This is a genomic window from Pseudomonas sp. VA159-2 (assembly GCF_024126635.1).
Taxonomy (GTDB): Bacteria; Pseudomonadota; Gammaproteobacteria; order Pseudomonadales; family Pseudomonadaceae; genus Aquipseudomonas; species Aquipseudomonas muyukensis.
Window position 1 is genome coordinate 16,061 of the sequence record NZ_JAMYBV010000036.1, and the last position, 20,780, is coordinate 36,840.

Annotated in this window: 19 protein-coding genes; 10 read left to right on the forward strand and 9 right to left on the reverse strand. The window is 66.1% G+C overall.

All coding sequences use genetic code 11. The annotated features are described in order from the left end of the window. Positions 1-51: 51 nt before the first annotated feature. Entirely contained in the window at positions 52-876 is an 825-nt protein-coding gene (locus NJG22_RS22680; RefSeq protein ID WP_253097913.1) for an ATPase, read from the forward strand. A gap of 147 nt (positions 877-1,023) precedes the next feature. Here the strand turns inward: NJG22_RS22680 and NJG22_RS22685 are convergent, their stop codons facing one another. From NJG22_RS22685 to NJG22_RS22695, 3 genes are read right to left on the reverse strand one after another with little or no spacing between them, the layout of a single operon-like run. Next, complete coding sequence (locus NJG22_RS22685; protein ID WP_253097915.1) at positions 1,024-2,073, reverse strand: alkene reductase; 1,050 nt, start codon at positions 2,071-2,073, stop codon at positions 1,024-1,026. Between the two features lie 19 nt (positions 2,074-2,092). Further along, positions 2,093-3,262, reverse strand: a complete 1,170-nt coding sequence (locus NJG22_RS22690; RefSeq protein ID WP_253097917.1) for an MFS transporter — start codon at positions 3,260-3,262, stop codon at positions 2,093-2,095. A gap of 12 nt (positions 3,263-3,274) precedes the next feature. Continuing rightward, positions 3,275-3,577, reverse strand: a complete 303-nt coding sequence (locus NJG22_RS22695; protein WP_217853089.1) for a helix-turn-helix transcriptional regulator — start codon at positions 3,575-3,577, stop codon at positions 3,275-3,277. A gap of 163 nt (positions 3,578-3,740) precedes the next feature. Between NJG22_RS22695 and NJG22_RS22700 the strand changes: the two genes are divergently transcribed. Continuing rightward, entirely contained in the window at positions 3,741-4,316 is a 576-nt protein-coding gene (locus tag NJG22_RS22700) for an ACP phosphodiesterase (RefSeq protein WP_253097919.1), read from the forward strand. A 110-nt stretch (positions 4,317-4,426) separates the two neighbouring features. On the opposite strand, the gene NJG22_RS22705 is transcribed toward NJG22_RS22700, so the two are convergent. Both NJG22_RS22705 and olsB read right to left on the reverse strand, forming a co-directional pair. Beyond that, a complete protein-coding gene (locus NJG22_RS22705; RefSeq protein WP_253097921.1) occupies positions 4,427-5,209 on the reverse strand; it encodes a lysophospholipid acyltransferase family protein in 783 nt (260 codons plus the stop codon). Further along, a complete protein-coding gene (gene olsB, locus NJG22_RS22710) occupies positions 5,209-5,964 on the reverse strand; it encodes an L-ornithine N(alpha)-acyltransferase (protein ID WP_253097931.1) in 756 nt (251 codons plus the stop codon). Before olsB ends, NJG22_RS22705 begins: the two co-directional genes overlap by 1 nt. A 133-nt stretch (positions 5,965-6,097) precedes the next feature. On the opposite strand from olsB, the gene NJG22_RS22715 reads away from it, so the two are divergent. From NJG22_RS22715 to NJG22_RS22745, 7 genes are all read left to right on the forward strand, one after another. Continuing rightward, the gene (locus tag NJG22_RS22715; protein ID WP_253097941.1) at positions 6,098-6,985 is read left to right on the forward strand and encodes an acyl-CoA dehydrogenase family protein; all 888 of its coding nucleotides are present in this window, start codon (positions 6,098-6,100) and stop codon (positions 6,983-6,985) included. A gap of 64 nt (positions 6,986-7,049) precedes the next feature. Then, the gene (locus NJG22_RS22720) at positions 7,050-8,126 is read left to right on the forward strand and encodes a serine hydrolase (protein WP_253097943.1); all 1,077 of its coding nucleotides are present in this window, start codon (positions 7,050-7,052) and stop codon (positions 8,124-8,126) included. Continuing rightward, complete coding sequence (locus tag NJG22_RS22725) at positions 8,123-8,419, forward strand: amidase (RefSeq protein ID WP_253097945.1); 297 nt, start codon at positions 8,123-8,125, stop codon at positions 8,417-8,419. Before NJG22_RS22720 ends, NJG22_RS22725 begins: the two co-directional genes overlap by 4 nt. A 44-nt stretch (positions 8,420-8,463) precedes the next feature. Beyond that, complete coding sequence (locus NJG22_RS22730) at positions 8,464-9,057, forward strand: YceI family protein (protein WP_253097947.1); 594 nt, start codon at positions 8,464-8,466, stop codon at positions 9,055-9,057. A 1-nt stretch (position 9,058) separates the two neighbouring features. Beyond that, on the forward strand, positions 9,059-10,216 hold the full coding sequence (locus tag NJG22_RS22735) for a phosphatidylserine/phosphatidylglycerophosphate/cardiolipin synthase family protein (protein WP_253097957.1): 1,158 nt from the start codon (positions 9,059-9,061) through the stop codon (positions 10,214-10,216). 74 nt (positions 10,217-10,290) lie between these two features. Further along, positions 10,291-10,869, forward strand: a complete 579-nt coding sequence (locus NJG22_RS22740; protein WP_217853106.1) for a DJ-1/PfpI family protein — start codon at positions 10,291-10,293, stop codon at positions 10,867-10,869. A 175-nt stretch (positions 10,870-11,044) separates the two neighbouring features. Next, a complete protein-coding gene (locus NJG22_RS22745) occupies positions 11,045-11,635 on the forward strand; it encodes a GNAT family N-acetyltransferase (RefSeq protein WP_253097959.1) in 591 nt (196 codons plus the stop codon). Between the two features lie 47 nt (positions 11,636-11,682). On the opposite strand, the gene NJG22_RS22750 is transcribed toward NJG22_RS22745, so the two are convergent. The 4 genes from NJG22_RS22750 to NJG22_RS22765 form a co-directional block, all read right to left on the reverse strand. Continuing rightward, complete coding sequence (locus NJG22_RS22750) at positions 11,683-14,088, reverse strand: RHS repeat-associated core domain-containing protein (protein ID WP_253097961.1); 2,406 nt, start codon at positions 14,086-14,088, stop codon at positions 11,683-11,685. Further along, positions 14,085-16,673 (reverse strand): hypothetical protein, encoded by a 2,589-nt coding sequence (locus tag NJG22_RS22755; RefSeq protein ID WP_253097963.1) that lies wholly within the window; start codon positions 16,671-16,673, stop codon positions 14,085-14,087. Before NJG22_RS22755 ends, NJG22_RS22750 begins: the two co-directional genes overlap by 4 nt. A gap of 64 nt (positions 16,674-16,737) precedes the next feature. Then, positions 16,738-17,697, reverse strand: a complete 960-nt coding sequence (locus NJG22_RS22760) for a hypothetical protein (RefSeq protein ID WP_253097966.1) — start codon at positions 17,695-17,697, stop codon at positions 16,738-16,740. A gap of 222 nt (positions 17,698-17,919) precedes the next feature. Next, positions 17,920-19,443, reverse strand: a complete 1,524-nt coding sequence (locus NJG22_RS22765) for a fumarate hydratase (RefSeq protein WP_217853116.1) — start codon at positions 19,441-19,443, stop codon at positions 17,920-17,922. Positions 19,444-19,726: 283 nt separating this feature from the next. On the opposite strand from NJG22_RS22765, the gene NJG22_RS22770 reads away from it, so the two are divergent. Beyond that, a complete protein-coding gene (locus tag NJG22_RS22770) occupies positions 19,727-20,647 on the forward strand; it encodes an iron-sulfur-binding ferredoxin reductase (RefSeq protein WP_253097968.1) in 921 nt (306 codons plus the stop codon). The last annotated feature ends 133 nt before the right edge of the window (positions 20,648-20,780 follow it).

The window sequence follows — 20,780 nt, forward strand, 5'->3', positions numbered from 1 at the left end:
CAGGCGGTTTATACTCATGCCTCTTTGCTACTACTGCGGTTGACTACATCCATGCGTAATGACGCCCACGACGATTTCGACGAAGTGCCCACCCTGCGGGCCGGCACCCCTGATGATGACGAACTGCTGCCTGCCCACGTGGCGCGCAGCCGCCAGAAGGCCGCGCGTCCCCGCAGCAATGGGCCGCTGTGGGCGTTGCTCGGCGCCTCGTTTATTGCCCTGGCGGGGCTGGGTTGGTGGAGCTTCCAGCAGATTTCGCTGATGGAGCAGCAATTGATCGCCACCCAGGAAAGCTTCGCCCGCATCAGCGAAGAAGCCGCCGGGCGGTTGCAGGCAATCAGCGGCAAGGTCGCGGCCAGCGAGTCGAGCAACAGCACCGGCAGTGAGGCGTTGAAGCTGCAGATTCGCCAGTTGCAGGCCTCGTTGGCCGAGCAGGGCAAGCAGCAGCAGGGCGTCGCCGGCCAGGCGGGCGACTTGGGCAAGCGCCTGGAGCAGGTGCTGGCCGACACCCGCGAGCAGCAAAAAGCCGTGACCGAGTTGCAGGGCCAGTTGCAGGCTCAGCTCAAGGCGGTGAACGCCGAGTTGACGGCGCTGAAGTCGGGGCAGGTGGACGGCGGCAAGCTGGATGGCCAGCTCAAGAGCCTGAGCAACGAGGTGGCGGCGTTGAAGAAGCAGGGCAATCCGAGCGCGGCGATCGCCAGCCTGGAGCAGGATGTGCTGGTGCTCAAGAGCCAGGTCGACAACCGCCCGGCGCCAGCGGCCGGCGGTGCCTCGGTGCAGGAGTTCGACGCCTTCCGTGGCCAGACCACCCGCAACATCAGCACCTTGCAGAGCCAGATCCAGAACCTGCAGCAGCAGATCAACGCCCGGCCCTGAGCCGACAAGGCTGGCGCCTACGGACCCAAGGCAGGTGACGGGCGTTGTAGGAGCCGGCCTTGCCGGCGAACACCGGCATAGCCGGTGCCATCCACGACCGCGTCGCCTGGTTCGCCAGCAAGGCTGGCGCCTACGGGACGCTGGCTGTCACAGCCGCGGATAATCGATATAACCTACCGGGCCCTTGGCGTAGAACGTCTCTGGGCGCGGCGCATTGAGCGGCGCGTCGGCGGCCAGGCGCGCCGGCAGGTCGGGGTTGGCGATGAAGGGGATGCCGAAGGCCACGGCATCGGCCCTGCCATTGGCCAGGGCGGCGTTGGCGCTGGCCTTGTCGAAGCGCTCGTTGACGATGTACGGGCCACCGAAGGCGGCCTTGATCAGCGGGCCGATGCTGTCGTCGGCTTCTCGCTCCCGCGAGCAGATGAAGGCGATGCCGCGCTTGCCCAGCTCCCGTGCCACGTAGCTGAAGGTCTCGGCGCGGTCGGCGTCGCCCATGTCGTGGGCGTCGGCCCGTGGCGCCAGGTGCACGCCCACGCGGCCAGGGCCCCACACCTCGATGGCCGCGTCGGTGACTTCCAGCAGCAGCCGGGCGCGGTTTTCCAGCGAGCCGCCGTAGCGGTCGCTGCGCTGGTTGGTGCTGCTCTGCAGGAACTGGTCGAGCAGGTAGCCGTTGGCGCCATGGATCTCCACGCCGTCAAAACCCGCGGCCTTGGCGTTCTCGGCGCCACTGCGGTAGGCCTCGACGATATCGGTGACTTCCTCGGTCTCCAGCGCCCGTGGCATCGGGTAGTCGCTCAAGGGGCGGACCAGGCTGACATGGCCCTTGGCCTGGATCGCACTGGGCGCCACCGGCGCTTCGCCGTTCAGGTAAGAGGGGTGGGAAATCCGCCCAACGTGCCACAGCTGCAGGAAAATTCGCCCGCCACTGGCATGGATGGCCTTGGTCACATTGTTCCAGCCGCGCACCTGCTGGTCGTTCCAGATGCCGGGGGTGTCGGGGTAGCCGACGCCCATCGGGGTCACCGAGGTCGCCTCGCTGAGGATCAGCCCGGCGCTGGCGCGCTGTACGTAGTACTCGGCCATCAGCGCGTTGGGTACACGGCCTGCGTCGGCGCGGCAGCGGGTCAGCGGGGCCATGATGATGCGGTTGGGCAGTTGCAGGTCGCCCAGGGTGATGGGGTCGAACAGCGTAGTCATGGGCAGCGTCTCGTGAACATCAGTGGGAGGCGGTGGCCAGCTCGGCGTCGCCGCCGCGCTGGCTGAAGGTGATCAGGGTGACGATCAGCGCCAGCACCGCCAGTGCCGCCGCGGCCAGGGGCACGCGGGTCAGGCCGAAGCCATGGGCGATGACGCTGCCGCCCACCCAGGCACCCAGGGCATTGCCCAGGTTGAAGGCGCCGATATTGAGGGTGGACACCAGGTTCGGCGCGGCCTTGCCGTAGGTCACCACGTTCACCTGCAAGGCCGGTACCGCAGCGAAAGCCGCGGTGGCCCAGAGGAACAGGGTGATCTCGGCTGGCACCAGGGCGACGCTGGTCCAGCTCAGGACGGTGCAGAGCACGGCCATGGCGGCGAACACGCCCATCAGCGTGGCGCCCAGGCGGCGGTCGGCGAGCTTGCCGCCCAGGATGTTGCCCAGGGTCAGGCCCAGGCCGATCAGCAGCAGGGTCCAGGTCACGCCACGGGGCGAAACGCCGGTGACATCGCCCAGCAGCGGCGCGACATAGGTGAACAGGGCGAACATCGAGGCGGCGAACAGTACGGTCATGCTCAGCGACAGCCACAGGCCGATGCCCTTGAGCGCGGCCAGTTCGGCGCGCATGTCGACGCGGTGCTCCTCGCCCTGGCGCGGCAGGTAGCGGATCAGGCCGAGCAGCGCGACCACGCCGATGGCGGTCACTGCCCAGAAGGTCGAGCGCCAGCCGGCCACCTGGCCCAGGGCGGTGCCCAGCGGCACGCCGAGCACGTTGGCCAAGGTCAGGCCGGTGAACATCAGGGCCACGGCCGAGGCGCGGCGGTTGGCCGGCACCAGGCTGGCGGCCACCACCGAGCCGATGCCGAAGAACGCGCCGTGGCACAACGCGGTGACCACCCGGGCGAACATCAGCAGGTTGTAATCGGCGGCCACCGCGCACAGCAGGTTGCCGACGATGAACACGCCCATCAGCGCCACCAGCGCGGCCTTGCGGGGCAGGCGGGCGGTGGCCAGGGCCATGAACGGCGCGCCGATGGCCACGCCCAGGGCGTAGCCGGTCACCAGCCAGCCGGCACCGGGGATAGACACGCCGAGGTCAGCGGCGACATCGGGCAAAAGGCCCATGATGACGAACTCGGTGGTGCCGATGGCGAAGGCGCTGAGCGCCAGGATCAGAAGCGAAAGGGGCATTGCGGGTCCTTGTCAGAGCGTTTGGCTCAGTTGCGCGAGGAAGGCCTGGAGGGTCTGCTCGTTGCGTTTGAAAAAGTGCCACTGGCCGATCTTCTGGCTGCTGATCAGGCCGGCGCGTTGCAGGGTGGCCAGGTGGGCGGAGACGGTCGACTGCGACAGGCCGCAGCGTTGGTCGATCTGTCCGGCGCAGACACCATGCTCGGTGCTGTGCTGCTGGTCGGGAAACTGCGCCGCAGGGTCCTTGAGCCAGCTGAGGATGTCGCGCCGCACTGGGTGCGAGAGGGCTTTGATGATTTCGTCGAGATCGAGTGGCATGGCTGGGCTCGGAGTATGTAACGCTATATCGCGATGGGACGAAATATATATCGCTATTTAGCGATATACAAATGACAAAGCGCACTGAGCTGAGCATGAAACGCTATATAGGGGCCTGACAGGGGCCTGCTGGCAGTGTCCTGCGCGGTGTTAGACTGGGGCCATGAACTACCTTGCGCACCTTCACCTGGGCGGCCCCGCGCCGCAGCAATTGCTCGGCAGCCTGTATGGCGATTTCGTCAAGGGCGCACTGGAGGGGCGTTTCCCCCCGGCGCTGGAAGCCGCGATCCGGCTGCACCGGCAGATCGACCGCTACACCGACAGCCACCCACAGGTGCTGGCGGCGTTGGCGCGTTTTCCGCGTGAGCGGCGGCGCTTTGCCGGGATTGCCCTGGATGTGTTCTTCGACCATTGCCTGGCGCGGCACTGGGCGGATTATTCCGAGCAGCCGCTGGGGGTGTTTACCGGTGACTTTTACCGGGTGCTGCTGGCTGAACCCGAATTACCTGGGCGGCTGGCGCGGATCGCACCCTTCATGGCGGCGGATGATTGGCTGGGGGCGTATGGCGATTTCGCCACGCTGGAGCAAGTGTTCCGCGGCATTGCCCGGCGCTTGTCGCGGCCTGAGGGGATGGATGGGATGGTCGATGAGCTGGAGCGGCTGTATGAGCCGTTACTGGCGGATTTTCGTGAGTTCTATCCGCAGTTGCAGGCGTTTGCCGAGGCAGGGAGAGGATAGAGGTAGCAGGGGGCTGCGTAGGAGCGGCCTTGTGTCGCGAAAGGGTCGCGAAGCGACCCCGGCAAGTCCAAGTGGAACGCCCATTCTCAACACTTGCAAGGGTTCCCCCCTCAAGCCGCCTTCCCCACCCGCCGCAGCTCAACCTCCTCGAACCCGAACAACGCCAGGTGAACCGCCTGTTGTGCCTGAAACGCCAAGGCCGCGCGCTCCTTGCCGGCACTGTGCAGCGGCGCCAGCAGCTGGATCACCACCTCGCCACGGTCCTGGGCGAACAACCGCATCAGGTGCGAAACCAGGTCGTCCTCGCCAATGAACGGCGCCAGCGGATCCGGCTGGCCTGCGCGCCAATACTGGATCGCCACCGGCTGCACCGGCGTGCCCTGGTCGATGGCCCCGGCCAGCAGGCGGCCATGGAAGGTACGCAAGGTACGGCCATCGGTGGTGGTGCCTTCAGGGAAGATCAGCAGCGGCCGTTGTTCGCGCAACTGACCGCTGATCTGCTCGCGCAGGCGCTGGCCATCGCCACCGCCACGACGGATGAACAGGGTGCCGGCCTTCTCGGCCAGCCAGCCGGCCAGCGGCCAGTGACGCACCTCGGCCTTGGACAGGAACGACAGCGGGGTGAGCATGCCCAGCAACGGGATATCGGTCCACGAGACATGGTTGCACACCCACAGCATCGGCTGCTGTGGCAGCTCGCCCTGCACCCGCACGTTGAACGGCAGAGCCCGGACCAGGCGTTGCATGAACAGCCGCGTCCAGCGCTGGCGGCGCTCGACCGAGGCCCTCAGCCCCAGGCGTTCACCCGCGGCGATCAGCGTGGCCATGGCCACGCCCAGGGTCAACACCAGGCACAGTCGCAGCAGGCGGGCGCCGGCCCGCAGGCCGGGCATCAGACCGCCGCCTTGAAGTGGCGGGCGTAGCGTGGGCACAGGTCATCGCGCTTGAGCAGGATGAACACGTCGGCGACCTGGAAGTCCTGGTCCCAGCACGGCTCGCCGCAGATCTTCGCGCCCAGGCGCATGTAGGCCTTGAGCAGCGGTGGCATTTCGGCGATGACGTTGTGCGGCAGGGCCAGGCTCGGCAGTGGGTGCTTCGGTTCTGCGCGCAGGTGCTCGGTGCACAGGTAGCGTTCGCGCAGGCGCTGCATGATCGCGTGGGCCTGGACCCCGCCATCCTGCATGGGAATGCTGGCGCAGCCCATCAGGTAGCTGTAGCGCCCTTCGTTGAGCACTTCGGCCAGTTCGCCCCAGAGCACGGCGATGGTGCCGCCATTGCGGTAGCCTGGGTCGACGCAGGTGCGGCCCAGCTCGAGGATTGGCCCTTGCAGTTGCCGCAGGCCATGCAGGGCGAACTCTTCTTCGCTGTAGAAGCGCCCCAGGCTGCTGGCAGCCTGGTGGTCGAGCAGGCGGGTGGTGGCGACTAGCTGGCCGGTGCCCAGGTCGCGCACGCCGATGTGGCGGCAGTGGATGTCGTAGTCGTCCATGTCCAGGCCGTGTTCGGCGCCCTTGAGCTTGGCCTTGAATTCGCCGCTGAACACTTTGAAGCGTAGGGCCTGCGCTTCCTGCAGGGCCGTGGCGCCGACCAGGCGTTCGGCTTGCAGACGGCGTTCAGTGCTGTTGTCGCCAGAGCGAGCGATCCGAGTCATTGCGAGTCTCCATAAGCCAGCCAAAGGGTTGCGGCCGGTCGGCTTTGTTGTGCAAAGTCAGCCTAGGTACGCGTGGTGTCACCCCCGTGAATCTTTGGTGATGCTTGCGTGACACCCCTCAAAGGAGCTTGCGATGGCCTGGTTGCAACGACTCAACGACCCTCTGCGTCAGCCGCTGGCGGCGACCCTTGGCGAAACCTACTCGGCAGTGCTGGCGCGCCTGGGCACGGCGGCCCCGTTCGAGCTGGCGGTGCTTGGCGGGCGCGCCATGGCCACCCCCGGCCTGGCTTTCCTGCTCGGTTACCAGGCCGCCCTGCGGGTGCTCTGGCCCAGCGCGCCGCCTAGCCTGGGCGCGTTGTGCGCGACCGAGCGGCGCAGCGTGCGCCCGGCGGACATGCACACCCGCCTCGATGGCTTGCGCCTGACCGGCAGCAAGGACTTCGTCACGGCCGGCCTTGAGGCCGAGTGGTTACTTGTGGCGGCGCGCCACGAAGCGCCGGGCGATGCGCCCCGGCTGCAACTGGCAGTGGTCTACCCGGGCGAGCCCGGCGTGACCCTCGAAGCCTTGCCGACCCTGCCGCTGATGCCCGAGGTCGGCCACGGCCGCCTGTTGTTGCAGGGGGCCGCGTGCGAACTGCTCGCCGGTGATGGCTGGGATGCCTACGTCAAGCCGTTCCGCTCCCTCGAAGACTTGTACGTGCTCGCCGCGCTGGTCGGCTGGTTGCATGGCGTCGCCCAGGAGTGTGGCTGGCCGCAGGACTTGCGTTTGCGCCTACTGGCACTGTTGGCCGGCTGCGCCGAGGGCAGCCGGCAATGCGCCGACAGCATTGCCTGCCACCTGCTGCTGGGTGGGCTGTTCGCCCAGTTCCACGGGTTGCGCGGCGAGATCGACCAGGCCTTGGCCAATGGGCCAGGGCAGTGGGCGCAGCTGTGGCAACGCGACCAGGGCGTGCTGGCCCTGGCCAGCGCCGCGCGCGACCAGCGCCTGGCCAAGGCCTGGGCTGCCGCCGGATTGTCATGAACGCGTGAGAGGCTGGGGAAACCTTTGAACCTGGGCTGCCAAGCAGCCCCTGCAGATGCGTCCCATGAAGGCACTCTGGTTTGCCCTGATCACGCTCGTCACGCCGGCCTGGGCCGAGGACTGGCCCTCCGCGCAATGGCCAGTCGACCCCGCCGCGCTCGACTGGCGAGCCGTCGACGCCTACGCTTTCCCGCCACGCGACGCCGGGCGCGGTGGTATTCGCACCGATGCCCTGTTGATCATCCGCGATGGCCGCATCCTCCACGAGCGCTACGCCGCGCCCACCCGCGCCGACACCCCGCACCTGACCTGGTCGGTGAGCAAGAGCGTGCTGGCCACCGTCATGGGCGTGGCCCATGGCCAAGGGCGTTTCAGCCTGGACGACCCTGCCGCCCGCTATTACCCGGCCTTGCACCCGCACCCCGCGCTGCGCCTGGCCGACCTGCTGCACTGGGCCAGCGGCCTGGCCTGGCAGGAAGACTACGAATACGCGCCGCTGAAATCGTCGGTGGTGGCCATGCTCTATACCCGTGGGCGCAACGACATGGCCGGCTATACCGCCGCCATGCCGGCGAGCAGCCCGCCGGGCACGCGCTTCGTCTATTCCAGCGGCGACAGCAACCTGTTGGCCGCGACCCTGCGCGGCATGCTCGGGGAGGGGGACTATGCCGACTACCCCTGGCAGGCGCTGTTCACCCCGCTGGGTATCGACAGCGCGACCTGGGAACGTGATGCCGCGGGCACCTATGTCGGCTCCTCGTACCTGTATCTGAGCGCCCGCGACCTGGCGCGCATCGGCCTGCTGATGCAGCGCGGTGGACGCTGGGGCGAACGGCAGCTGCTGGCGGCGCACTGGGTGGCGTTCAACCGCACCCTGTTCGGCGCTGCCCAAGCCATCCCCGGGCAAGCCAACCCCGGCGGCCATTGGTGGCTGAACCAGCCCTTGCCTGGCCAGTCGCGGCCCTGGCCGGATGCGCCCAGCGCCACCTTCGCCGCCCTTGGCCACTGGGGCCAGGCGCTATACGTGCTGCCAGCGCAAAAACTGGTGATCGTGCGCTATGCCGATGACCGCGACGCTAGCTACAGCCACAACGAACTGCTCAAGCGCGTGCTGGCCGCCGTGGCTGGGGAGGGCCGATGAAGCGGCTGCTGCTGGTGCTGCTGCTGGCGTTGCTGGCCTGGGCCTGGCATGAGCGCCAGGCACTGGCGGATTTCCCCGGCATCCTTTCGGCGTATTCGGCCAAGGAGTACTGCTCGTGCCGGTTCGTCATGGGTTTCACTGCAGCCTATTGCCGCGGCTATGTAGAACAGTACCTGCCTTTAGGGCTGCTGGAGGAGGACAGCGCGCGGCGCCTGGTCAGCGCCGAGGGCCTTGGCCAGCGCAACCAGGCCGCCTGGCAGGGGGCGCGCGCCGGTTGCCGCTTGCTGCCGTGAAACCGTGCGGGTAAGGTTGACGGCCTCGATTCACAGGATTTCACATGTTCAAGCCGTCCCGCCTGCTGCCTTCCCTGCTGCTTCCATTGTTCATGGCCGTGGGCCTGCCCGCCCAGGCCAACTGGCACCTGGATGGCGAATCTTCACGGCTGTCGTTCGTCACTGGCAAGAACGGCAATATCGCCGAGGTCAGCCGTTTCCTGGTGCTGCACGGCAAGGTCGACCGCAAGGGCGCGGCCGAGGTGAGCATCGAGATGGACTCGATCAGCAGTGGCATCCCGCTGCGTGACGAGCGCATGCGCGACCACCTGTTCGCCTTCGAGCAGTTCCCCGAGGCGAAGGTGCAGGCGCAGATCGACCTGCGCCCGATCAACGACCTGGCCGACGGCGCGCAGCTGGAACTGCGCCTGCCGGTCAGCGTTACCCTGCACGGCCAGACCCGCAGCTACAACACCCTGTTGCTGGCCACGCGCCTGGACGAACGGCGCTTCCAGGTGGTGACCCTGGAGCCGTTGATCCTGCGGGCGGCGGATTTCGGTTTGCTGCCGGGCCTGGAAAATCTGCGCAAGCTGGCCGGGCTCAAGTCGATCAACCCATCGGTGCCGGTGAGCGCGGTACTGATCTTCACCGCCCGCTGACATGCCGGGGCCGGTCTTCCCCTGGCGGGATGGCAACCAGTTCGAACTGCTGATCGACGGCCCCGAGTTCTTTCCGCGCATGCTCCTGGCGATCGTGCGCGCCGAGTTCCAGGTCGACCTGGAGCTGTATCTGGTCGAGGGCGGCGCCTGCGCCGAGGCGGTGGTCGAGGCGCTGGAGCAGGCCGCGCGGCGCGGCGTGCGGGTGCGCTGTCTGTTCGACGACTATGGCTCGCTGGCGTTTCCCACGGTGCTGCGCGAACGCTTGCTGGCGGCGGGCGTGTACCTGCGCTGGTACAACCGCCTGCGCTGGCGCCGAGGCTTGCGCAACCTGTACCGCGATCATCGCAAGCTGTTGTTGGTGGATGAGCGCTGGGCGGTGGTCGGGGGTACCGGCGTCACCGACGAGTTCTGGACACCCGACGCCGACACCAGCGAATGGCACGAAGTGATGGTGCGCATGGAAGGGCCGATCGTCACCGATTGGCAACTGTTGTTCGACCGCCAATGGCACGCCAACCAGCGCCGCACTGCCTGGCGCCCGCCGGAGGGCTTCGGCCTGCCGCGTCTGCCGCGGGTGCCGGCCCAGGGCCAGGGCATGGGCCGGGTGGCCTATGCCGACGCCCGCCAGCACAAGGACATCCTGCATGCGCTGGTGCGCGCGCTGAACAGCGGCCAGCGCCGTATCTGGTTGGCCACGCCATACTTCCTGCCCACCTTCAGCGTGCGCCGCTCGCTGCGCCGGGCCGCGCAGAACGGCATCGACGTGCGCCTGCTGCTCACCGGCCCGCGCACCGACCATCCGGCGGTGCGCTATGCCGGGCATCGCTATTACCCCAGGTTATTGCGCGCAGGGGTGCGGATCTTCGAGTACCAGCCGTGTTTCCTGCACCTGAAGATGGTACTGGTGGACGATTGGGTCAGCGTTGGTTCGTGCAATTTCGACCACTGGAACCTGCGCTTCAACCTCGAGGCCAACGTCGAGGCCCTCGACCCGCCGCTGACCGCCGCCGTAGCGGCCAGCTTCGAGCGCGATTTCACCCATAGCCTGGAAGTCGACCTGGCGCGCTGGCACGCCCGGCCGTTGTGGCGCCGGGTGCAGCAGCGCCTGTGGGGCTGGCTCGACCGGGTGGTGGCCAATTTGCTCGACCGCCGCGACTAGCGACGTATATCGCCGTCACGCAAAGCAGACTATCGTGCTGGGATTGTTCCCAGACAACCGAAGGAGTGGATGCGATGACGGCGAAGAAGATTCTCATGCTGGTGGGCGACTATGTGGAGGACTACGAGGTGATGGTGCCGTTCCAGGCCCTGGCCATGGTCGGCCATACCGTCCATGCCGTATGCCCGGAGAAGATCGCCGGGCAGACGGTGCGCACGGCGATCCACGATTTCGAGGGCGAGCAGACCTACAGCGAGAAGCCGGGGCACAATTTCGCCCTGAACTACGACTTCGTCCAGGTGCGCGCCGAACGTTACGACGCGTTGTTGATCCCCGGTGGCCGCGCGCCGGAGTACCTGCGCCTGAACGACAGGGTGCTGGAGCTGGTCAAGGCGTTCGACCAGGCTGGCAAGCCCATCGCCGCGGTGTGCCATGGTGCCCAGTTGCTGGCGGCGGCTGGCGTGCTGGAAGGGCGCGAATGCAGCGCCTACCCGGCTTGCGCGCCGGAAGTGCGCCTGGCCGGTGGCACGTTCATCGACATCGCGGTAGACCAGGCACATGTGCACGGCAACCTGGTGACGGCGCCGGCCTGGCCTGCGCATCCGGCGTGGCTGGCGGCGTTTTTGAAAGTGTTGGGTACCCGTATCTCCTGAGCGACACAGTTCAAAGTTGTAGGCGCGGCCTTTCGCGACTCGAGGCCGCTGCTACCCGGGTTGAGCATGGGTAGCGGTCATGGAGAAATACCTGTCGCGCAGGGGAAAGGCCGCAGGGCAGGGTGGGTGCTAGGGTGGACCTCAGTCATAGCCATCGACAGGACGCCCGACCCGCATGGAAATTCGCCTGCTGCATGGCGCGGCCATCGCGCCTTACATCGATGAACTTGCACGTTTGCGCCTGACGGTATTTCGCGAGTTTCCCTACCTTCACGACGGTTCGCTGGCGCACGAAGTGAAGCACCTGGCCAGCTACGCCGACTCGGGGCGTAGCCTGGTGGTGCTGGCCCTGGATGGCGGCCAGTTGGTCGGAGCCGCTACTGGCCTGCCACTGGTGGACGCAGTGGCCGAGTTCCAGCAACCGTTCCTGAGCCAGGGGCGTGATCCGGCGTCGGTCTATTATTTCGGTGGATCGGCCCTGTTACCTGCCTATCGCGGCCAGGGCCTGGGCGTGCGCTTTTTCATCGAGCGTGAATCCTATGCCCACAAGCTGGTCGAGTTCGAGGCGTGTGCCTTTTGTACCGTGGAGCGCCCGGCCGGGCACCCGCAGCGGCCGGTGGATTACAAGCCGCTGCAGGGGTTCTGGCGCAATCGCGGCTTCCTGCAGGCGCCATCGTTACGCACGACGTATCGCTGGCGTGATTTGGACCAGCCCACGCATTCGGCGAAGATCATGTCCTTCTGGCTCAAGCCCCTGCCGCTCTGACCCAGCATCCAGCCCCTTGGCTGCGCGCCGCCGAGCCGGTGCCAAGGTTACTTGCGGGGGAAGTACAACCTGCCGGCCGCCAGTTCGCGACCCGCTGGAAGCGGGCCTTGCAAGCGCGAGCCCGCCGCCACCTGCGTAGGGATCGAGGTCCCGGCGTCATCGACCCACAGGTGCTGCATCCACTGCGGACGTTTGACGAAAATTGAATGGTCATAGCCATACACTGGCCGTTGCAGAACATTGGCAATCTGCTGCGCCGCGCCACTCTTGCCGCCATGACAGGCCAGCAGGACGAAAGGGACATCGGCGGGAAGATCGGTCAGACGAGGTGCTATTTCACGCAGGGCCAGCTGGGCCGGAGCCTCCACCTGGCCCTGGGCGTTCAGCAAATGGCCCGTTGGGCTGCCGTGGGTTTCGAATGCCCTGATGTTCTTGCCCCAGAGGTTGGTGTGCCAGACGACGTCTTCGGCCTCGTTGGACTTGGCATAAAGCACTGCGCTGCGCTTGACCCAGTGCGTCGGCTTGCTGATGGCTCTGACCGCCGCGCCGCCTTGCAGTTGGGCAGCGCCTTTGGAGCCATGCGCCAGCGACCGACTGCCAAGGCTGCTGGCCGCGCCTATCAGGCTGGCCGCGCCGGTCCCCAGCGAGACCCAGCCCAGGACACTGGCGGCTCTTGCATCTGCGCCTTGCGCCTGCAACACCATGGACGCGATACCCGTACCCACTGACAGGGTATTCAGGGCCGCCGTAGCCACGGCCAGGACGCCACTGGCGCTCATCGTGCCCCCGGCCAGGATGGCGCCAAGGGCGGTGGCAGCCGTACCCAGGCTGGCGACGCTGGCGAGTATCCCAGCGGCGATGCCGACGCCGGCCATGACCCAGGTCTGCCAGCTGTGCCCGTCAGGATCGCTGCGGTTGATTGGATCACCCCCGCAATAGGCATAGGGATTGATCCCGCCACGGCCGAAGGGGCTTTCGCTGTCGGGGGCAAGGAAGCACATCAGTACGGGGTCATAGGGGCGGTAGCCGGCGGGGATGATCCAGCCGGTCAGTGGTTCGCGTCGCTGCCCGCAAAAGCCGAAGCGGCTATGCCCCGGCTGCCCGGTTTCTGCGCCATGGGGGCTGTAGTGGCGGCTGCTGAGGTGGGCACCGGCTTCCAGGCGGACACTTCCCTGGGTGTCGCAACCCAGCAGGGTGGTCTGGCGCACCCCACCCGCTACCCGGTTCGCGGCGAACAGGGTGGTGCCGTCACCGGCAAGCTCCAGGCGTTCACCTGGCTGTTCCTCGTGAGTCAGTTGCGTACCACTGTGGAAAGCGCGGGTGAGGTTGCCGTCGAGCACTCTGTCGCACAGTTGGCCGCTGGGGGTGTAACGGTAGTGACAGGTACTGCCTTGAAGACTGACGCTGGCCAGGCGGCCTTGGTCGTTCCAGGTCAACTGACGGCCGAGGCTGTCCCCGACCACCTGGCCGCAGGCGTCATAGGTCAGGGTGATTTCGGCCGGCCAGCTGTGATGGGTATGCCCGATCGAAACGACTTGGGTGGGATCGGTTGCGGCGTAGCGGAAGGTGGCGGTGTCGGTGCTGCCGTCGCTGAAGGTGCTGATGACTTCGCGCAATCCATCGAGGTGGTTGAAGGCGAAGCGTTGCTCGACCAGGGTGTTGCCGAACGGATCTTGCGGGCCGGCGTGCGCGTTGGCGCTGTAGTGCACCAGGCGACCGAGCAGGTCATAGGCGAAATGCTCCTCGGTTATCGCGCCGTCTTGCTCCCAGGTGCGCGAGATCAATTGATCGAGGTTGGAGTACGCCAGCGTCTGGACGAACGCGTGGCTCTGCCCTGCTTCGCTGACCTTGAATGTGCAACGGGCTTCGCGGCCAAAGCTGTCATATTCCAGGTATTTGCTCAGGGTCCTGGCGTTGGCCAGGTCTTCGCTGATGACCATTGCCGGCCGTGAGAACGCGTCATAGCTGATCGTGGTGCGGACTTCGCCGGCCTGCACGCGCTGGATCCGGCCGAAGGCGTCATGCACGCGCGTGTGTTGCGTGCCGGCGGCATCGGTGAAACCGAGCAACTGGCCGAGCAGCGAATGGCGCCAGTGGGTGCTGTGGACCTGGCCGTCCACGGTCCAGCTGTCGCGCTGCAATTGCCCGGATGGGGTGAAGTGCCAGGCGTGTTCACGGTGGTGGCCGATGGCCTGGATCGGCCGACCGAGCTGTTGGTGATAGCTCAGGCGCTCCCCGGGCTTGCCGTCGACCTGGATGCCGAGCAGGGCATTGCCCAACTGTGGTTCATAGCTGTAAGCCACGCGGCTGCCGTCGGGCAAGGTGATGGCCGTGGGCGGCAATTGCCCTGGCTGGTAGTGATAGTGGGTGGTACGGCCGGTCACGCTGACCGAGCGCTGGCGGCCGAGCCCGTCGAAGGTCTGACGGCCAATTTCGATCGGTATGGCAGTCATGGCTGCTGCTCCTGTGCGGGGGTGACAGTGATGGATTCGACATGCTCGGCATCGCTGTGGGCGGCGAATGCCCAGGCCAGGCTGGTACCGTCGGGTTTGCTGCTGCGGGTGATGCGCCCGTAGTGGTCATGGCTGTAGGTGGTGATGAGGGTGGGGCTGCCTGCGGCCTCGATGTGTTCCTCGATGACCCGGCCCAGGCCGTCACGCACCTGCTTGTGGGTGCGGACCAGCTCTCCAGCGGCCGTCCAGTGCTGCTGTTCGATGGGCGCGCCCGAGGTATCGCGGCCCACCACAAGCTTGGGTCCTGACACGCGGCCCACCGATTGCCATTGTTCGCTGCGCAGGCTGATGGGGTCGTTGTGCTGATGGCTGCTGATGCCTTCAGGGCTGATGCTGAGCACGGGCTGGCCCCAGTCGTCGTAGGCTGTCGTACTGGTCAGGGTAAGTACACTGCTGGCGTTCGTGCCGTACCAGTCCTGTCGGGTCTGGCTGATGGGACGACCCAGGGTGTCGTAGATAGCGTGCAGGATCTCGCGGAAGGTGCCGGGGGCATGATCGAGGGCCTCGCGTTCCTGTCGCACGACGCGGCCGTCACCATCGAGCCACTGTCGATGCCGGCAGCCGCTGGCATCGGTCTGTTCGACCATGACCGGGTTGTCCTGAGGGGTGGCGCGGACCTCGCGCGCCAGGCTGTCGTTTAGGTGATAACGGGTGGTCTGCTCCGTCTGGTAAGGGCTGCCCGCCGCATGGACGGTACGCGTGATGCGGCCCAGGACATCGTGCTGGTAGCGGGTGCAGACGCCAGCGCGATCACGCACCCAGGTGGTCTGGCCGCTCAGCCAGGACTGCGCGACGGTCTCGCTGGCCTGATTCTGCGCATCGTTCTCGAAGCCGCTGATGGTGGTTGTGCTGACCCGTTCGTCGTCGGTGGCGGCGTACTGATAGTGGGTGGTGGTGGCCTTGCCGTTGAGCTCGGTTATCCTCAGCGATTCGCGTCCGTAGGCGATGCCTGGCGTCCTGATGTACGACTGGCGGGTATGTTCCAGGACATGCCCTCGCTGTTCGTCCAGCAAGCGTTCACTGGCCACCACCAGGTGCGCAGGCGCACCTTGGATCAGCGAGGGGAGCAGTTCATAGGTGTATGCCGTGCTCAGGGTGGGCGCGTTGCCAGGCGCCTGGGCAGGCTGGGTTGTCTTTTTCTTGAGCGAGCGGACCATGCCCAGTGGATCCGGTGGGCAACCTTCGGCACCTTCGGCGGGATAGTAAAGGTTGAACTCCTCAATGCCGCCCGGGTAGCGGGTGTAGGTGATGTTGCCGAAGTCGTCGTAACGGTAGAGCGTTGTTTCTGTGCGGCTGGCGCCGTCGTTGCCATGGTCGACCCAGGTGGTACGGACCTTGTGAGGGAGCTGGCAGCAGGGCGGCTGCTGTTCCCAGGTGAGCTTGGGGTCGACACCATAGTGGGTGTCCTTGCGTGTTTCGTGGTTGCCCAGGCGGGTCGTTTCGCTGACCAGCAGGTGAAAGCGGTCCCATACCCGTTCGATGCTGCCCAGGTCACGCCCGTTGCCATCGGCGAGGGTTTCGATGCACTGGTAGCGATACTCGCGTTCGACCTGATACAGGTTGTCGCGTCCGGTTTGCCAGGAGAAGGCCTGCTGGCTGGCAAAACCCAGGTAGTTGGTGGTGCCGAGCCATTGGTAAGCATGTACCCGTTGGTTACCCGGCGTGCCAGTGTCATGGTTCCATGACAGCACCCGCGGCAAGTAGGCAAACGGGGCATCGGCGGGCAGGTGGTGTCCCTGGCGACCGGTCGCCCAGGTGATGGTGTCATGCGCCCCTAGCGGGCTGTGCACCTCACGGGGCAACAGCAGCCGCGAGCCATCGGCCAGGGGCTCTGCGTCATAGTCGATCCTGATGGGGGGGGCGACGTCGGGCAGGTGAATCTCGACCAGCCGCTCATTGCTCAGTACCAGGCGCAATAGCGCCGCCTCGCTGGTGTGCGGATTGACGCTCAGCGCCACCTCATCGCCATAATGCTCCAGGCTCAGCAGGTCGCGTTGCTCATCGCGGATGCGCTGGAGAATGAAGTCGCCGGCATTGCCGTAGGGCGCCCAGTCGATAAACAGCCGATGGCCCTGGGGGGAATGCATTTCCTCGACCAGGTAGCGGCCACTGGCCTCTTGTTCACGCAGGATTTCACGCTCGCCGGACTTCTTGTCCACTCGATAATCGCCATCGTCCTGCGGGGTGACCCGCAGTGTCTTGAGTTTCTGGTCAATGAAGTGCAATGGGCAACCGGGCGCGTAAGTAGAGGCTTCTTGATCGATGGCGTACTGTTCGCCGGAGGCGAGCCTGAGCCTGTGCCTGTCCAGCTCGGACAGGCCCAGGGACCAGCCCAGTCCATAGCCTCTGTTGGTACTGGAGCCGAGCACGCTGAAGGCAAGGGTGAGCGAGAGTGCAGGGCCGTTGAGTTGGTTGGCAGGTGGCAGCGGCAGGGTGAGCGCCAGGGTGAACTGGCCGGTACGGTGATCCACACCGGTTTTCATGAAGTCCAGGAAATTACTGGCCTGGGTATGCAGGCTTGACATGCTGAGCGTCTCTGAAACATGAGGGGTTGAAAGGAGCCTCATTGCGAGGCTCTGCTGTCGGGTATCAGGCTTGGGCCTGGGTGAGGCGGAAGGTGGCGCATCTACCTGACTCGGTGGCGACAAACTCGATGCCATAGGCGTTGCCATGCTTGTCCAGGACGGTCCAGCGGCTGGCGTGTTCTGCCCGGTCACTGTAATGGTGGCGGTAGAAACGCCGATGGTAGAGGCACAGGCTCATGTGGTTGGGGCGGTTGCGCAAGCGCCGCTGCGCCTGCGCGGTGTCGAACTCGACCGTTTCGTTCACGCCGTAGGCTGCTACGTAGCAATGCTGGCTGTAGTCGTTGGTGCCGGTAAACGAAATCAGCACATGCTCCCAGTTATGGCGCCAGTAGAACGCTTCGCCGGAGGGGGTGGCATGGGGGCGGCTCTCAACGATGCTGTTGCGCGGGTCGCTGCAGCCGAAGTGGCCTATCTGGTATTCGAACTCATCATCGTGAGCACCTTCTACGTGGTAGGTTTCGCGGGTCTTCTCCAGTTCCAGGTTGAACATTGAAATATGCGGCTCGGGCGCTGCAATGGATTCGATGATCACGGAGGACTGGAAGGGCGCGCGCGTGGTTTCGAAATGCGTCTCGGGGTCTTTCCAGATGCCGGCATACAGGGTGCTCAGCGTGCCGCCGGCGAGGGTGGAGCTGACATAGAAGCGCCGCCGGAGGGTGCGTGGGGTCGACTGCAGCAAGGCGCTTGGCACGGCACCGGAGGCGGCATGGTAGGCGAAGCGGGGATCACGCTGGTCGCTGACCTGAAGATCGCCTTGCAAGTCGCGTGGGATGCCGTCGTCATCGAGGACGACAAGCTGCAGGGTGGCAAGCTGTTCGGCGGTGATCTCCTGACCTTTGCGCGGTTCGATACTCAGGGTGATCTCGACTTGCTGACGACCATTGGCGAAGACACGGTTGGCGTTGGAGGTGACGGCGACTTCGAAGCGGCTGAGCCACTGGTTGGCCTGTTGCGTGTGGTTCATGAGGGCTTCCTGTTGTGGGAGAAGGGCCTCATTAAAGTGGGAACAGGGCCGCTGGCTGCGGTACATAAAGCTCAGCGTGATCACCCGGAACAAGGCCGCAGGGTGGCAGCCGCGCGTGCTTTGGGGGGCACGGCCGCTGGATGGAACCCCTCGTGCAGCAGCCAGTGCACGGGCAAAAAAAAACCGCTCCAGGGGAGCGGCTTTTTGCCTACGGCAGGGGGGTTACTTCACTTCCACCGCCAGGCTTTCGGCGATCTTGCTCTGCCACAGCGCGGGGCCGGTGATGTGTACCGACTCACCCTGGCTGTCCACCGCGACGGTGACCGGCATGTCCTTGACCTCGAACTCGTAGATCGCTTCCATGCCCAGCTCGGCGAAGGCCAGGACCTTCGACTTGCGGATGGCCTGGGCCACCAGGTAGGCGGCGCCGCCGACGGCCATCAGGTACACGGCCTTGTTGTCCTTGATCGCCTCGATGGCGGTCGGGCCACGCTCGGACTTGCCGATCATGCCCAGCAGGCCGGTCTGCTCGAGGATCTGGCGGGTGAACTTGTCCATGCGCGTGGCGGTGGTCGGGCCGGCTGGGCCGACCACTTCGTCACCGACCGGGTCGACCGGGCCGACGTAGTAGATGAAGCGGCCTTTGAGGTCGACCGGCAGTTCTTCGCCACGGTTGAGCATCTCGACCATGCGCTTGTGCGCAGCGTCGCGGCCGGTGAGCATCTTGCCGTTGAGCAGGATGGTCTCGCCCGGTTTCCAGCTGGCGACTTCTTCCGGGGTGATGGCGTCCAGGTTCACGCGGCGCGCGCTTGGGCCGGCCTCCCAGACGATTTCCGGGTAGGCATCCAGCGACGGTGCCTCCAGCTCGGCCGGGCCGGAACCGTCGAGCACGAAGTGGGCGTGACGGGTGGCGGCGCAGTTGGGGATCATGCACACCGGCAAGGAGGCGGCGTGGGTCGGGTAGTCCATGATCTTGACGTCGAGCACGGTGGTCAGGCCGCCCAGGCCCTGGGCACCGATGCCCAGCTGGTTGACCTTGTCGAACAGCTCCAGGCGGATCTCCTCGATGCGGTTCTGCGGGCCACGGGCCTTGAGCTCATGGATGTCGATGGACTCCATCAACACTTCCTTGGCCATCACCGCGGCTTTCTCGGCAGTACCGCCGATGCCGATGCCGAGCATGCCAGGCGGGCACCAGCCAGCGCCCATGGTCGGCACGGTCTTCAGGACCCAGTCGACGATCGAGTCGGACGGGTTGAGCATGGCCATCTTCGACTTGTTCTCCGAGCCACCGCCCTTGGCGGCGACATCGACCTCGACCTTGTCGCCGGGCACGATGGAGTAGTGGATCACGGCCGGGGTGTTGTCCTTGGTGTTCTTGCGGGCACCGGCCGGGTCGGCCAGGATCGAGGCGCGCAGGACGTTCTCGGGCAGGTTGTAGGCGCGGCGCACACCTTCGTTGATCATGTCGTCGACGCTCAGGGTGGCGCCGTCCCAGCGCACGTCCATGCCCACGCGCACGAACACGGTGACGATACCGGTGTCCTGGCAGATCGGGCGGTGGCCGGTGGCGCACATGCGCGAGTTGATCAGGATCTGGGCGATGGAGTCGCGCGCGGCAGGCGACTCTTCACGCAGGTAGGCCTCGTGCATCGCCTGGATGAAGTCGACGGGGTGGTAGTACGAAATGAATTGCAGGGCGTCGGCGACGCTCTGAATCAGGTCGTCTTGCTTGATCACGGTCATGCAGCGCGCTCCTCTTAAAGACGGGAACATTCGTAAAGGCATTCCGACAACGCACACCGGTATGTCGGGCATGCCTGGCAAGGCTCCGGCTGGTCGGGCCGGGGCAAAAAGGCGCGGCAGTATACCGTGCCCCGCCGCGGGAAACACCTGCACGTGGTCTGGACCAAGGTCGGCAGGGCGCGGGCATCCTTCTTGCTGGCGCCGTAGAATGAGAAGAACGACCCCAACCCCGTAGGAGCCGGCTTGCCGGCGAACCGATCTCGAATCAGCCCTTGGAGAACACATGCCCGAACTTTGCGTGGGCGAACACCGCTGGACAGTGCCGGCCGCCAGCAACTTGCTCGACGCGCTCAACGACGCGGGCTGTGCCGTGCCCTACAGCTGCCGTGCCGGCAGTTGCCACGCGTGTCTGGTGCGCTGCCTGGATGGGCAGCCCGACGACGCCAAGCCCGAGGCGCTGGCGATGGACCTACGTGAGCAAGGCTGGCGCCTGGCGTGCCAGTGCCGGGTGGTCGAGGACCTGCGTGTGGCGGTGTTCGATCCGCACCGCGACGGCGTGCCGGCGCGGGTGTGCGCGGTGGACTGGTTTGGCGATGTGCTGCGTTTGCGGCTGAAACCGCAGCACACGCTGCGCTATCAGGCGGGGCAGCATGTGGTGCTGTGGCTGGGCGCGGTGGCCCGCCCATACTCGCTGGCCAGCCTGCCGGGAGAGGATGATTTTCTCGAGTTTCATATCGACTGCCAGCGGCCGGGCGCATTCTGCGACCTTGCGCGTGGCTTGCAGGTTGGCGATGGGATACGCCTTGGCGAACTGCGCGGCGGCGCCTTGCATTACGAACGGGACTGGCAGGATCGGCCCTTGTGGCTGCTGGCGGCGGGTACCGGGCTGGCACCGTTGTGGGGCATCTTGCGCGAGGCGTTGCGCCAGGGGCATCGAGGGGAGATCAGGGTGGTGCATGTGGCGCGCGATGGCGCTGGGCATTATCTGGACGGGCCGTTGCTTGAAATGGCGGGGGTGAATGTCGAGCTGGTCTTGGCCGATCGGATGGATGAGGCGCTGGCGGGGTTGCGGCCGTCATCGCGGCAGACGGTGGCGCTGGTGTGCGGCGGCGCGGGGAGTGTCGAGCGGTTTGCCCGGCGGCTGTTCATTGTCGGGGTGCCGCGGGGGCAGGTGTTTGCCGATGTGTTCGTCGAGCATGCCTGAGTGAACTGGGAGGGCTTTGCCCTCCTTTCGCGACACAAGGCCGCTCCTACCGGGTGAGGTGCGCCCCATTTGTTGGACAATCTTTGATTAGGCTGCTGCGGTCTGATTCCTGTATGCCACGGGACTCAGGCCG

Bases quoted from the DNA above. Each gene is read 5' to 3' on its own strand.
- NJG22_RS22680 (WP_253097913.1), top strand. From the start codon at position 52: ATGCGTAATGACGCCCACGACGATTTCGACGAAGTGCCCACCCTGCGG.
- NJG22_RS22685 (WP_253097915.1), bottom strand. From the start codon at position 2,073: ATGACTACGCTGTTCGACCCCATCACCCTGGGCGACCTGCAACTGCCC.
- NJG22_RS22690 (WP_253097917.1), bottom strand. From the start codon at position 3,262: ATGCCCCTTTCGCTTCTGATCCTGGCGCTCAGCGCCTTCGCCATCGGC.
- NJG22_RS22695 (WP_217853089.1), bottom strand. From the start codon at position 3,577: ATGCCACTCGATCTCGACGAAATCATCAAAGCCCTCTCGCACCCAGTG.
- NJG22_RS22700 (WP_253097919.1), top strand. From the start codon at position 3,741: ATGAACTACCTTGCGCACCTTCACCTGGGCGGCCCCGCGCCGCAGCAA.
- NJG22_RS22705 (WP_253097921.1), bottom strand. From the start codon at position 5,209: ATGCCCGGCCTGCGGGCCGGCGCCCGCCTGCTGCGACTGTGCCTGGTG.
- olsB (WP_253097931.1), bottom strand. From the start codon at position 5,964: ATGACTCGGATCGCTCGCTCTGGCGACAACAGCACTGAACGCCGTCTG.
- NJG22_RS22715 (WP_253097941.1), top strand. From the start codon at position 6,098: ATGGCCTGGTTGCAACGACTCAACGACCCTCTGCGTCAGCCGCTGGCG.
- NJG22_RS22720 (WP_253097943.1), top strand. From the start codon at position 7,050: ATGAAGGCACTCTGGTTTGCCCTGATCACGCTCGTCACGCCGGCCTGG.
- NJG22_RS22725 (WP_253097945.1), top strand. From the start codon at position 8,123: ATGAAGCGGCTGCTGCTGGTGCTGCTGCTGGCGTTGCTGGCCTGGGCC.
- NJG22_RS22730 (WP_253097947.1), top strand. From the start codon at position 8,464: ATGTTCAAGCCGTCCCGCCTGCTGCCTTCCCTGCTGCTTCCATTGTTC.
- NJG22_RS22735 (WP_253097957.1), top strand. From the start codon at position 9,059: ATGCCGGGGCCGGTCTTCCCCTGGCGGGATGGCAACCAGTTCGAACTG.
- NJG22_RS22740 (WP_217853106.1), top strand. From the start codon at position 10,291: ATGACGGCGAAGAAGATTCTCATGCTGGTGGGCGACTATGTGGAGGAC.
- NJG22_RS22745 (WP_253097959.1), top strand. From the start codon at position 11,045: ATGGAAATTCGCCTGCTGCATGGCGCGGCCATCGCGCCTTACATCGAT.
- NJG22_RS22750 (WP_253097961.1), bottom strand. From the start codon at position 14,088: ATGACTGCCATACCGATCGAAATTGGCCGTCAGACCTTCGACGGGCTC.
- NJG22_RS22755 (WP_253097963.1), bottom strand. From the start codon at position 16,673: ATGTCAAGCCTGCATACCCAGGCCAGTAATTTCCTGGACTTCATGAAA.
- NJG22_RS22760 (WP_253097966.1), bottom strand. From the start codon at position 17,697: ATGAACCACACGCAACAGGCCAACCAGTGGCTCAGCCGCTTCGAAGTC.
- NJG22_RS22765 (WP_217853116.1), bottom strand. From the start codon at position 19,443: ATGACCGTGATCAAGCAAGACGACCTGATTCAGAGCGTCGCCGACGCC.
- NJG22_RS22770 (WP_253097968.1), top strand. From the start codon at position 19,727: ATGCCCGAACTTTGCGTGGGCGAACACCGCTGGACAGTGCCGGCCGCC.